At 36.9% G+C, this 13,440-nt stretch carries 11 protein-coding genes and 1 riboswitch; all 11 genes read left to right on the top strand.

All coding sequences use genetic code 11. The annotated features are described in order from the left end of the window. Positions 1-68: 68 nt before the first annotated feature. The 11 genes from dpaA to FOT98_RS12110 all read left to right on the top strand — a co-directional run bounded on the left by dpaA (position 69) and on the right by FOT98_RS12110 (position 13,423). The gene (gene dpaA, locus FOT98_RS12165; RefSeq protein WP_000954734.1) at positions 69-971 is read left to right on the top strand and encodes a dipicolinic acid synthetase subunit A; all 903 of its coding nucleotides are present in this window, start codon (positions 69-71) and stop codon (positions 969-971) included. Continuing rightward, on the top strand, positions 968-1,567 hold the full coding sequence (gene dpaB, locus FOT98_RS12160; protein ID WP_001049480.1) for a dipicolinate synthase subunit B: 600 nt from the start codon (positions 968-970) through the stop codon (positions 1,565-1,567). Before dpaA ends, dpaB begins: the two co-directional genes overlap by 4 nt. 150 nt (positions 1,568-1,717) lie before the next feature. Beyond that, entirely contained in the window at positions 1,718-2,764 is a 1,047-nt protein-coding gene (asd, locus tag FOT98_RS12155; RefSeq protein WP_063260408.1) for an aspartate-semialdehyde dehydrogenase, read from the top strand. A gap of 23 nt (positions 2,765-2,787) precedes the next feature. Further along, the gene (gene dapG, locus FOT98_RS12150) at positions 2,788-4,020 is read left to right on the top strand and encodes an aspartate kinase (protein ID WP_063260407.1); all 1,233 of its coding nucleotides are present in this window, start codon (positions 2,788-2,790) and stop codon (positions 4,018-4,020) included. A gap of 11 nt (positions 4,021-4,031) precedes the next feature. After that, positions 4,032-4,910 carry a 4-hydroxy-tetrahydrodipicolinate synthase gene (gene dapA / locus FOT98_RS12145; RefSeq protein ID WP_063260406.1) on the top strand — a complete coding sequence of 293 codons (879 nt, stop codon included), beginning with the start codon at positions 4,032-4,034 and terminating at the stop codon, positions 4,908-4,910. Between the two features lie 758 nt (positions 4,911-5,668). Next, positions 5,669-7,339: a ribonuclease J gene (locus FOT98_RS12135; RefSeq protein WP_000823086.1), complete on the top strand. Its 1,671-nt coding sequence runs from the start codon at positions 5,669-5,671 to the stop codon at positions 7,337-7,339. A gap of 104 nt (positions 7,340-7,443) precedes the next feature. Continuing rightward, entirely contained in the window at positions 7,444-8,193 is a 750-nt protein-coding gene (tepA, locus tag FOT98_RS12130) for a translocation-enhancing protein TepA (RefSeq protein WP_063260405.1), read from the top strand. Then, complete coding sequence (locus FOT98_RS12125) at positions 8,190-8,393, top strand: YlzJ-like family protein (protein WP_000605027.1); 204 nt, start codon at positions 8,190-8,192, stop codon at positions 8,391-8,393. Before tepA ends, FOT98_RS12125 begins: the two co-directional genes overlap by 4 nt. A 212-nt stretch (positions 8,394-8,605) precedes the next feature. Next, positions 8,606-10,990 (top strand): DNA translocase FtsK, encoded by a 2,385-nt coding sequence (locus FOT98_RS12120; protein WP_063260404.1) that lies wholly within the window; start codon positions 8,606-8,608, stop codon positions 10,988-10,990. 203 nt (positions 10,991-11,193) lie between these two features. Next, a riboswitch (purine riboswitch) is annotated at positions 11,194-11,295 on the top strand. Positions 11,296-11,528: 233 nt separating this feature from the next. Beyond that, a complete protein-coding gene (locus FOT98_RS12115) occupies positions 11,529-12,254 on the top strand; it encodes a GntR family transcriptional regulator (protein WP_061678186.1) in 726 nt (241 codons plus the stop codon). Positions 12,255-12,346: 92 nt separating this feature from the next. Next, positions 12,347-13,423, top strand: coding sequence for a BMP family lipoprotein (locus tag FOT98_RS12110; RefSeq protein ID WP_063260403.1), 1,077 nt, complete (start codon positions 12,347-12,349; stop codon positions 13,421-13,423). Positions 13,424-13,440: the final 17 nt, after the last annotated feature.

Here is a 13,440-nt window from a genome sequence, read left to right as displayed (position 1 = left end):
GATGTGGAGGAAAAAGAAAAAGTAGGCACTTTTCTTATAAATGACAGAAAAAGAAGGTGAATTAGGGAATGTTGACTGAGATGCATATTGCTGTCATAGGAGGAGATGCAAGACAGCTAGAAGTAATTCGCAAGCTAGTTGAATTGGATGCGAAACTTTCATTGATAGGGTTTGACCAGTTAGATCATGGCTTCACAGGGGCAGCAAAAGAAAGTATACAAAATTTAGATTTCACTTCTGTAGATGCAATTATTTTGCCAGTTGCAGGTACAAATGCCAAGGGAGAAGTAGATACTATTTTTTCAAACGAGAAAGTTTCTATAACGAAAGAACAAATTGAAAATACACCAGAACACTTTACTATATATTCAGGTATTGGCACGCCTTACTTGGAAAATCTCGTATCTACTACAAACCGCAAACTTATTAAATTATTTGATCGTGATGATGTCGCAATCTACAATTCTATTCCAACTGTAGAAGGTACATTAATGATGGTAATTCAACATACCGACTATACAATTCATGGTTCCAATGTAATGGTTTTAGGATTTGGTAGAACAGGGATGAGTGTTGCCAGAGCATTTCAATCATTAGGAGCCCATGTCAAAGTTGGAGCAAGACGATCGGAACATATTGCACGTATTACAGAAATGATGTTTTCTCCTTTTCATATGCAAGACATTGAGAAAGAAGTAGGGAATATCGATATTGTCATTAATACAATTCCGCATCTCGTTGTGACAGCGAATGTCATTTCAAAAATGCCGGCTCATACGTTAGTAATTGATTTGGCTTCTAAACCAGGCGGTACCGACTTTAGATATGCGGAAAAAAGAGGAGTCAAAGCGCTGTTAGCACCTGGATTACCAGGTATTGTTGCTCCGAAAACAGCAGGACAAATTTTAGCGAACGTTCTTTCTCAGCTACTAGCAGAAGATGTAATCGCAAGAAAGGAGAATGGGGAATGAATTTAAAAGGGAAAAGAATAGGATTTGGTTTTACTGGTTCACATTGTACGTACGAAGAAGTAATGCCTCATTTAGAAAAATTAATTGCTGAGGGAGCAGAAGTACGTCCTGTTGTTTCTTACACTGTTCAATCAACAAATACGAGATTTGGAGAAGGGGCAGAGTGGATTAAAAAGATTGAAGAAGTAACAGGCTTTAAAGCAATTAATTCCATCGTTGGCGCAGAACCACTAGGACCTAAAATTCCACTAGATTGCATGGTAATTGCACCGCTAACAGGAAATTCTATGAGTAAATTTGCAAATGCAATGACAGACTCTCCGGTACTAATGGCAGCGAAAGCGACGCTAAGAAATGGCAAGCCTGTCGTATTAGCTGTTTCGACGAATGATGCTTTAGGGCTTAATGGAGTAAACCTCATGCGCCTAATGGCAACAAAAAACATCTACTTCGTCCCATTCGGTCAAGATGCACCAGAGAAAAAACCGAACTCAATGGTAGCTCGCATGGAGCTGCTTGAAGATACAGTGTTAGAAGCGCTGCAAGGAAAGCAATTGCAACCGGTTGTCGTAGAAAAATTCAGATATATGAATTAAAAAACGAAAAAAAACGGACAATTTTTGATGAAACCATCATTCTTACTGTAGAATATGATAAAATTAACGTTATTAAGATTAGAAGGGGTATTCTATACTCCTTCTGATTCTAAGTTATAGAAGGATTGGTATCTAGAAAGGGGCATAGTGATGGAAAAGCAAAAAACTTTTCATGTCGCTGTAGTTGGAGCAACCGGCGCAGTTGGTGAACAAATGTTAAATACTTTAGAGAAACGAGAATTTCCAATCGGGAAATTAACGTTACTTTCATCTAAACGATCTGCAGGTAAGAAACTTGTATTTAAAGGCGAAGAAGTTACAGTTCAAGAGGCAACTCCTGAAAGTTTTGAAGGAGTAGATATCGCACTATTTAGTGCTGGTGGATCTGTATCAAAACAATTAGCGCCAGAAGCAGCAAAGCGCGGTGCGATTGTTGTTGATAATACAAGTGCATTCCGTATGACAGAAAACGTGCCACTTGTTGTACCTGAAGTAAATGAAAACGACTTAAAAGAACATAATGGTATTATTGCAAATCCAAACTGTTCTACAATTCAAATGGTAGTAGCTCTTGAGCCAGTTCGTCAGCAATATGGTTTAAAACGAGTAATCGTTTCCACATATCAAGCTGTATCAGGTGCTGGTGCGGCAGCGATTGAAGAACTTCATGAACAATCACAAGCAATCTTAAATGGCGAAGAAGTGAAGGCAAATGTTTTACCTGTATCAGGTGATAAGAAACATTTCCAAATTGCTTTCAACGCGATTCCACAGATTGATAAATTCCAAGATAATGGATTTACGTTTGAAGAAATGAAAATGATTAATGAAACGAAAAAAATTATGCATATGCCAGAGCTAGAAGTAGCGGCAACATGTGTACGTTTACCGGTTGTATCAGGTCACTCTGAGTCTGTTTACATCGAAGTAGAAAAAGAAGGTGTAACAGTAGAAGAATTCAAGAATTTACTTGCAAATGCAGAAGGTATTGTTCTACAAGATAACCCAGAAGAGCAGTTATATCCAATGCCAGCTACTGCAGTAGGTAAAAACGAAGTATTCGTTGGAAGAATCCGTAAAGATTTAAATAACGATAAAGGATTCCATCTTTGGGTCGTATCTGATAACTTATTAAAAGGCGCTGCATGGAATTCTGTTCAAATTGCAGAGCGCTTAGTAAAATTACAATTAGTGTAAACGGCTAAGAGAAGGTGCAAAATATGAAAATTATTGTTCAAAAATTTGGTGGCACATCCGTACGTGATGAAAATGGACGTAAGCATGCGCTTCATCATATAAAAAAATCGCTAGATGCGGGTTATAAAGTAGTTACTGTCGTCTCTGCTATGGGCCGTAAAGGTGAACCATATGCAACTGATACTTTGTTAAGTCTTGTAAATCAAGAGGAATCTCACATTTCTAATCGTGAGCAAGATTTATTATTATCATGCGGAGAATTAATCTCAGCAATCGTTTTCTCTAACATGTTAAATGAGAGCGGTATAAAAGCAGCGGCATTAAATGGTGCACAAGCTGGTTTTGTAACAAATGATGATTTTACAAATGCTAAGATTATTGAAATGAACTGCGATCGTATACATGAAGAGCTAGAAAATGTAGATGTAATCGTCGTTACAGGATTCCAAGGACAAACGAAAAAAGGTGATACGACAACACTGGGACGCGGAGGTAGCGATACTTCAGCTTCTGCATTAGGTGTTGCGCTTCATGCTGAATTTATTGATATCTTTACAGATGTAGAAGGTGTTATGACTGCGGATCCTCGTATTGTAAAAGATGCACGTCATCTTCAAACGGTAACGTACAATGAAATTTGTAACATGGCATATCAAGGTGCAAAAGTCGTTCATCCACGTGCAGTTGAAATTGCGATGCATGCCAAAGTACCACTTCGTGTACGTTCTACGTATTCTGATAGTGAAGGTACGCTTATTTCAGCATCGGACGGTGCGACAAAAGGCCGTGATGTAGAAGAACGTCCTGTTACAGGTATCGCTCATGTATCAAATGTGACGCAAATTAAAGTGCTTGCAAAAGAAACAGCATATGATTTACAACAGCATGTGTTTAAAGAAATGGCGAATGAAGGAATCAGTGTCGATTTAATTAACATTTCACCTACTGGAGTAGCTTATACGGTGAGTGATAGTGTATCAAGTCGTGCAGTTGAATTATTAAAAAACCTTGGATATGAGCCAATTGTGACAGAGCATTGTGCAAAAGTATCTATTGTAGGAGCTGGAATGGCAGGCTACCCAGGGGTTACTGCGAAAATCGTTACAGCTTTAGCGGAAAAAGGTATTCAAATTCTGCAATCGGCAGATAGCCATACGACAATTTGGGTTCTTGTAAAAGAAACTGATTTAGTGGAGGCTGTAAATGCATTACATAGTGCGTTTGAGCTTTCAAAAGAAAAGCAACTGGAACAATAAGGAGTGAGACCATGATAGATTTTGGGACAATTGCAACCGCGATGGTAACTCCGTTTGATAAAAACGGAAATATCGATTTTGCAAAGACAACGAAATTGGTAAATTATTTAATAGATAACGGTACAACAGCAATCGTGGTAGGAGGAACGACAGGCGAATCTCCTACATTAACTTCAGAAGAAAAAGTAGCGTTATATCGCCATGTCGTATCTGTTGTCGATAAAAGGGTGCCCGTAATCGCTGGAACAGGTAGTAATAATACGCATGCTTCTATTGACTTAACTAAAAAGGCAACAGAAGTTGGTGTTGATGCAGTAATGCTAGTAGCACCGTATTATAACAAACCGAGTCAAGAAGGAATGTATCAGCACTTTAAAGTAATTGCTGAAAGTACGCCGCTTCCGGTTATGCTATATAACGTTCCAGGACGATCTATTGTACAAATCTCCGTTGATACAGTTGTTCGTTTATCAGAAATAGAAAACATTGTTGCGATTAAAGATGCAGGCGGCGATGTGTTAACAATGACAGAAATCATTGAAAAAACAGCGGACGACTTTGCAGTATACAGCGGTGATGATGGTTTAACGTTACCAGCTATGGCAGTTGGAGCGAAAGGTATCGTTTCTGTAGCATCTCATGTGATTGGAAATGAAATGCAAGAAATGATTGCAGCATTCCAAGCAGGAGAATTCAAGAAGGCGCAAAAATTACATCAATTACTTGTAAGAGTAACGGATTCATTATTTATGGCGCCAAGCCCAACGCCAGTAAAAACAGCGTTACAAATGGTTGGATTAGACGTAGGTTCTGTACGTTTACCACTTCTTCCGTTAACAGAAGAAGAAAGAATAACGTTACAATCTGTTATGCAATCTATCCCTCGTTAATAAAAAATGACCTAGTGTAGAACTAGGTCATTTTTTATTGGTAAGAAAATCTTTGCCGTTCTTTTCTTACCTACATGAATACTTATAAGATTATTAACCGCTTTTTCATTATGTATTGCAACATGTATAAGAAAATATCGTACCCTTGAAATGAATAAAAAACTAAAGTGATTATAGAATAAACATTTGTATATACGTAATAAACCACCGCTTCTGTTTTTTAGAGAAATCCCCTCAAATGTCACGTAATTCATAAAAAAACTCCATTTTGTCTGTGTTTTTGTTCAATTTTAGAAAAATAAGTCTTGAAAATCCATATTATGAAATGAATTTAGTGTATGTATGGCTATTTCTTCAAAATAATATAGAGTATAAAATTGAAGTAAATATAAAGGAAATACGTTCGATACTTTTGTTATAATTCCGTTCTTTTACCTATTCTTTCGCACGATTTAACTTGTGTTCTATTTCTTGTATCAGGTATAATATGGCTAAGTAGCTTAGTACGGGTATGCTTAGCAAAATTGGTAAAAATTATAATTTGATTACATTTTCATATCATATCGAATAAGATATTTGATTTATATAATGAAAGAGAGGTGAAACCTGGTTTAAAAAATAAACAAGGACATGATATCGCATAACGGTAAGGACATTCGTCTTGGACGGTGAATATATGGTGGTTGTAGAGTTTCCCCTGGTGTCTCTGCAATTTTAGTGAAATCAGTGTTTGAAAGATTTTTAAACCAGGCAACAACATGAAGAGAAAAGAGAATGAGTCTGTTAAAGTATTTGCTCTTGGTGGAGTAGGTGAAATCGGGAAAAACATGTACTGTGTTGAAATTGATTCTGAAATCTTTATTGTAGATGCAGGGTTAATGTTCCCGGGAGATGAAATGTTTGGAATTGATATCGTTATTCCTGATATTACATATTTAGTGGAAAACCAAGAGCGAGTAAAAGGTTTATTTATTACTCACGGTCATGAAGATCATATCGGTGGTATTGTTTACGTACTTCGTAAATTATCTATTCCAGTGTATGCAACGAAATTAACAGTAGGACTTATACAAGAAAAACTTGGCGAAGCGGGTATGTTAGGCCGTGTAGACTTAAAAACAATCGATTCAAATTCAACAGTAGAGTTTAATACTACAACGGTGTCATTCTTTGGAACGACACATAGTATTCCAGATTCTGTTGGTGTTTGTTTCCATACATCAAAAGGTGCGATTGTATATACAGGAGACTTTAAATTCGATCAAACTCCAATTGGAAATAGTGGAGCAGATCTTGGGAAAATGGCGCAAATTGGAAATGAAGGCGTACTGTGCTTATTATCTGATAGTACAAATGCTGAGCGTCCAGGCTATACAGGTTCTGAAAAAGAAGTTGGTGTAGAAATTTCTAAAGTGTTCTACGGCGCAGAAGGACGTATTATCGTTGCTTCATTTGCATCGAATGTACATCGTATTCAACAAGTATTTGATGCAGCTGCTGAAACAGGACGAAAAGTAGCGGTTGTAGGACGTAGTATGGTGAAAGTAGTAGATATCGCAAGACGTCTTGGTTATTTAGATGTTCCAGAAGGTATGGTTATTTCACTACAAGAAGTAGACAATTTCCCAGAGAAAAAGGTAGCTATTTTAACGACAGGTAGCCAAGGTGAACCGATGGCGGCCCTTTCTAGAATGGCGAAGCAAGCTCATAAACAAATTTCAATTCGTAAAGGTGATACGGTTATTATTGCGGCTTCTCCAATTCCGGGTAATGAAATATCTGTATCAAAAATTATCGACTTGTTATTTAGAGCGGGAGCTGAAGTTGTTTATTACGGTGAAAGAAAAGTTCACGTTTCAGGTCATGGTAGCCAAGAAGAATTAAAATTAATGTTAAATTTAATGAAACCGAAATATTTTGTACCCGTACATGGTGAGTTCCGTATGCAAAAAGCACATGCATATTTAGCTGAAGATGTAGGTATTGCAAGAGAAAATATCTTTATCGTAGAAAAAGGCGATGTAATCGGTTTTGGTGACGATGAAGCGAACTTAGTTGGTAAAGTGCAAGCGGGCAATGTATTAATTGATGGATTAGGTGTAGGTGACGTTGGTAATATCGTTCTTCGAGATAGAAAAATGTTATCTCAAGATGGAATATTAGTAGTTGTTGTAACACTTGGTAAGGATGAAAAGAAAATTGTTTCTGGCCCAGAAATCATTTCACGTGGTTTTGTGTATGTACGTGAATCAGAAGCGTTAATTGACCGCTCTACAGAGATTGTACGTATGATTGTTGAGCAATCAATTAAAGAATATTCAATTGAATGGTCTATGTTAAAACAAAATATTCGTGAATTATTAGGACAATTCTTGTACGAAGAGACAAAGAGAAAACCTATGATTTTACCGATTATTATGGAAGTTTAAAAAAGGTCACCTTTACGGGTGATCTTTTTTTCTTTTTAAACTCTATCGAATGAAATTTATAACTTAAGAAATAATAGTGATATACGAGTGAAAGGGGATGCGATATGACAGAACGTGATCGTTATACAAATGAAGAGAAAGAGGCTGAGCCGAAAGAAACTGGAAAAGAAGCTTCAATAGTGGAAAAAATACAACAGCTTGGACAAACGAATGTACCACAAATGAATGAATCGCGTATTCATTGTTTAACAATCATTGGACAGGTGGAAGGTCATGTTCAGTTGCCGCCGCAAAATAAAACAACGAAATATGAGCATATCATTCCGCAAATTGTTGCGATAGAACAAAATCCGAAAATTGAAGGTTTACTTTTAATATTAAACACGGTTGGTGGTGATGTTGAAGCTGGGCTAGCAATTTCTGAAATGGTCGCTTCGCTTTCAAAGCCAACAGTATCACTTGTTCTGGGCGGAGGACATTCTATCGGTGTACCGATTGCTGTCTCTACGGACTATTCATTTATTGCGGAAACTGCGACGATGACAATTCATCCTATTCGTCTAACAGGTCTTGTTATAGGTGTGCCGCAAACATTTGAGTATTTAGATAAAATGCAAGAAAGAGTCATACGATTTGTGACGAAGCATTCGAAAGTAACGGAAGATCGTTTTAAAGAGCTTATGTTTGCGAAAGGGAATTTGACGCGAGATATTGGAACGAATGTAATTGGCGGAGATGCAGTGAAATATGGTCTTATAGATGATGTCGGTGGTATCGGAAATGCGATTCGAAAATTGAACGAATTAATAGATGCACGCGGGGATGATCGTGCAGAAGGGACAATGTTGCAATGATTTTATATACAATTATGCCGGAGCAACTTGTCTATCCAGCCGATTATTCGCAATGTGAAAGTCAAAAAGTTGTAAATATAAACGGTGTTGAGTTAATGGTTTCTGAAGAAGAACATGGGTATTATTCTATTGTACGTGTGCTAAGTACGGATCCGCTTCACTACTTAGAGTTTGAGCCTGGTCAGAAAATAACCTTTTAGCAAAAAGAAGGATTTTGTTTAGAAGCTATGGTATAATATAAAAAACAAGACGGTTGAGCAGCCATGAGAGGGCTGCTTTCTTCTGTTTATTTAACAATTTACAAGAAGTGTAAAAATAGAAGATATAAGACCTGAAAAAATAGAGAAAACAGACATATAAGTAGAGCTTTTTTCAGGAAGCTCTATTTACATGTAGAACACGAGGTGAAGAAATGGCAAAACAAAAGCAAAGAGGGACGAAGGCAAAAGCAAGACGCACGATAAAGCCAACTTTGTATTATGAAATCGTCGGTTTAACTCTTTTTGCACTTTCAATCATTACGATTTTACAGCTAGGCGTTGTAGGGAAATCGTTTGTGTTATTTTTTCGCTTCTTCTTTGGTGAGTGGTACATAATTGGTGTGTTAGGTGTAATAGCTTTATCGGTTTCGTTTGTTATCAAACGTGGATGGCCGAACCTTTTAAATAAACGGTTAATCGGTTTTTATTTAATAGTATTGGCGATATTAATGTTTAGTCATATTACATTATTTAACCTACTTACGAAAGATGGAGCAGTGCAAAATACTTCTGTTATTGTGAGTACGAAAGATAACTTCTTTCTTGAAATGAAAAAGGGTCCAGATAGCGTTCATTTAGGCGGTGGTATGTTTGGCGCGCTTATGTTCGCGACATGTTACTTCTTATTTGATGAAGTAGGAGCCTATATTATTGGAATTATTTTAGTGATACTCGGCATACTTTGTATAACAAATAAGCATATTGGGGAAGTACTTGCCCCTGTAGGAAGAATCCTTAGAAGTCAATTTGAAGTAATGCAAGGGGATTATAAAGATTGGAGATCCAAAAGAACGGCTGAGCAAACAGAAAAGAAAAAAACAACGAGAAGCACAAGGAGCAAACGTGCTGCAGAACAAGAAGAAATTATTGAGCCGATGGAAGAAATCTCAATTGATCCTCCTATTATTTCGAATTTTACTGAGAATTATCCAGTAAATGAAGAAGAGGACAAACGAATTGGTGAAGTACAGGAAGCAGAGTTGATAACTTCGCCGCCTATTGAAGAGGCTCCGCCTGCTGATGAATCTAAGAAAAAGCGTGGAGAAAAAATTGTTGAATCGCTAGAGGGTGAAACACAAGCACCTCCTATGCAATTTTCAAATGTAGAAAATAAAGATTACAAGCTTCCTGCACTTGATATATTGAAATTTCCTAAGAACAAGCAAGTTACAAATGAAAATGCAGAAATTTATGAGAATGCTCGTAAATTAGAACGTACATTCCAAAGCTTTGGAGTGAAAGCGAAAGTAACAAAAGTACATAGAGGTCCTGCAGTCACAAAATATGAAGTATATCCTGATATGGGAGTAAAGGTAAGCAAAATCGTTAGTTTAAGTGACGATTTAGCACTTGCTTTAGCTGCGAAAGATATTCGTATTGAGGCACCAATTCCCGGGAAATCAGCTGTAGGGATTGAAGTTCCGAACTCAGAAGTTTCTATGGTAACACTTCGAGAAGTCCTTGATTCTAAGGCTAATAATCATCCAGAAGAGAAGTTGTTAATTGGTCTTGGACGAGATATTACAGGTGAAGCTGTATTAGCCCGTTTAAATAAAATGCCCCATTTACTAGTAGCTGGGGCGACGGGTAGCGGGAAAAGTGTATGTATTAACGGTATTATTGTTAGTATTTTAATGCGTGCAAAACCACATGAAGTAAAATTAATGATGATTGATCCGAAAATGGTAGAGTTAAATGTATATAACGGTGTTCCACACTTATTAACACCAGTTGTAACTGATCCGAAAAAAGCATCACAAGCTTTGAAAAAAGTTGTGAGCGAGATGGAGCGTCGTTATGAGTTATTTGCTCATAGTGGCACGCGTAATATCGAAGGGTACAATGACTATATAAAAGAACATAATAGTCAATCAGAAGCGAAACAACCGGAATTACCTTATATTGTAGTTATTGTGGACGAGTTAGCAGATTTAATGATGGTTGCTTCATCGGATGTAGAGGATGCGATTATGCGTCTAGCGCAAATGGCCCGTGCGGCTGGTATTCATTTAATTATTGCAACGCAGCGTCCTTCAGTTGATGTTATTACGGGAGTTATTAAAGCGAATATTCCATCACGTATTGCATTCGCTGTATCTTCTCAAACAGATTCTCGTACAATTCTTGACGGTGGTGGTGCAGAGAAACTACTAGGTCGTGGAGATATGCTGTTTATACCAATTGGTGCATCGAAGCCTGTACGTGTACAAGGTGCGTTTTTATCAGATGATGAAGTTGAGAGAGTTGTAGAATATGTTATTGGTCAGCAAAAAGCGCAATATCAAGAAGATATGATTCCGCAAGATGTTCCCGATACGAAGCAGGAAGTAGAAGATGAATTATATGATGAAGCAGTTCAGCTCGTAGTGGAAATGCAAACAGCATCTGTTTCTATGTTGCAACGTAGGTTTAGGGTAGGTTATACGCGAGCTGCCCGTTTGATTGATGCAATGGAAATGAATGGTGTAGTAGGTCCGTATGAAGGTAGTAAACCACGAGAAGTGCTCATTAATGATGTACAAGAGAAAAGTTCATAAAAAAAGCCTAATTGTTTTTACAATTAGGCTTTTTTATATACTGGTTTTGTTATATACTATATTCAGCTACTAAGAAAGGGCTTACATTAGAAGGGGTTCTTTAGAATACGAATGCTTTGAATATGTTTTTGATGAATGTTCGATATTTAATGTAGAAAAATGTTAAATTTTGTTGACACGTATGGGAGCAAGTGGTAAGATTACTTCGAAAAGAATCACTGCCTCATATAATCTTGGAGATAAGGTCCATAAGTTTCTACCTGGCAACCATGAATTGCTGGACTATGAGGGGAAAAGTGTGTAACAAAGGATGTAAGAGATCTTTGTGCCGAACTTTTTCTCGAAATGAGGAATGTTTATGGTGCAAAGTTTTTTTTATGCAGTAAAGAGTGAAAATTTCATCTTAAAAAATTATTAATATTTATTCGACAATTAAGCTTATTTTTAGTATGTAGCAATTTTTATTATGTTGTAAGTTGAAAAAAGAGAAAAGAAGTCTTACATCAGAGGTCGAATAATTGAAATGCGGGGGAGTCTTATGTCAGTAAAATCCGATAGTCGTCACCTATATTTACGGGTGATTGATCACATCAAAGAAAAAATTAAAGATGGAGCTTACAAAGAAAGACAGAAGTTACCATCAGAGTTTGATTTAGCGAAAGAACTTGGTGTAAGTAGGGCGACTTTAAGGGAAGCGCTGCGTATTTTAGAAGAAGAAAATGTTGTCATTCGTAGACATGGTGTAGGGACATTTGTAAATGCAAAGCCGTTATTTTCTTCTGGGATTGAACAACTTTCCAGCATTACAGATATGATTTCTAGTGTGGGGAAAACACCAGGAACTATCTTTTTATCATCATCTACAACAAGTTTAACAGAAGAAGAAAAAGAGAAGTTTAATAGTGACGATGGTTTTAATGCAGTAATGATTGAGCGTGTGCGTACAGCAGATGGGGAACCTGTTGTATATTGTATCGATAAACTTGCAAAAGAAATCTTGCCGGATTTATCGGGATACAACGAGGAATCATTGCTTACAGTGATACATAACAATACGCATAAACGTATCACATACGCGGTTGCACACATTGAGCCAATTGGCTATCATCCGAAAATCTCACCGATTTTAGAATGTGAACCAGAAACAGCACTGCTAGTTTTAAAACAAATGCACTATGATCAAAATGATGAGCCAATCTTATATTCTATCAATTACTTTAGAGCTGACAAGTTTAGCTTCCACGTATTAAGAAAACGTATGTAGGTAAGTTCCATTTTAGGGAGGTGACAGCAAGAAGTTAGGGACAGCAGCGTAAGAATAAAGAGAGATATATAATTTCAGGAGGGGTTTCTAGTATGAAGAAAAAAACAGGTCTTTTATTATCATTAACATTAGCAGCAAGCACGGTTTTAGGTGCATGTGGTAACTCGGATAAGGCGAGCAGTGACAAGAAAGAAGATAAAGAATTCAAAGTTGGTATGGTAACAGATGTTGGGGGCGTTGATGATAAATCATTCAACCAATCTTCTTGGGAAGGTTTGAAAAAGTTTGGTAAAGATAATGGATTAAAGGAAAAAACAAATTATCGTTACCTACAGTCTGAAAAAGAAGCAGATTATATTCCGAACTTAAAGAAATTCTCAAAAGATAAGTATGATTTATCTTTCGGAATCGGTTATAAATTAGAAGGTGCAATTAAAGAAGTTGCAAAAGAGTCTCCAAAACAACAATTCGCAATCGTTGATACTGTTGTAGATGCACCAAACGTAACAAGCATTACATTTAAAGATCATGAAGGATCATTCCTTGTGGGTGCGGTAGCAGCTATGTCAACAAAATCGAATAAAGTAGGATTTGTTGGTGGAATGAAGAGTGATTTAATTAGTAAATTCGAAAATGGATTTAAAGCTGGTGCAAAGGCAGTAAATCCAAATATTGAAATCGTATCTGAATATGCGGAAGCATTTGATAAACCTGAAAAAGGTACAGTTCTTGCATCAGCAATGTATGGTCAAGGTGTAGATGTAATTTATCATGCTGCTGGTGGTACAGGTAACGGCGTGTTCACTGAAGCGAAAAACCGTAAGAAAAAAGGTGAAAATGTTTGGGTAATCGGTGTTGACCGTGACCAAAACCAAGAAGGTATGCCTGAAAACGTAACATTAACTTCAATGGTAAAACGTGTAGATATCGCTGTTGAAAAAGTAGCACAAGAAGCGAAAGATGGTAAATTAAAAGGCGGTAAAGTAGAAGCGTTTGGCTTAAAAGATGACGGTGTTGGTATAGCAAAAACAACTGACAACGTGAAAAAAGTTAACCCTGAAATTTTAACAAAAGTAGAAGAGCTTGAAAAGAAAATTACAGATGGTGAAATTAAAGTACCAGCTACAGATAAAGAGTATAAAGAATATGAAGCTTCTCTAAAAAAATAAATAGAGAAATAGCAAAG

This window comes from Bacillus sp. HY001, assembly GCF_007558965.1.
Classification (GTDB): Bacteria; Bacillota; Bacilli; order Bacillales; family Bacillaceae_G; genus Bacillus_A; species Bacillus_A mobilis.
The sequence above is the reverse complement of the archived record's forward strand: the minus strand, read 5'-3'. Positions and strand labels throughout refer to the sequence as shown.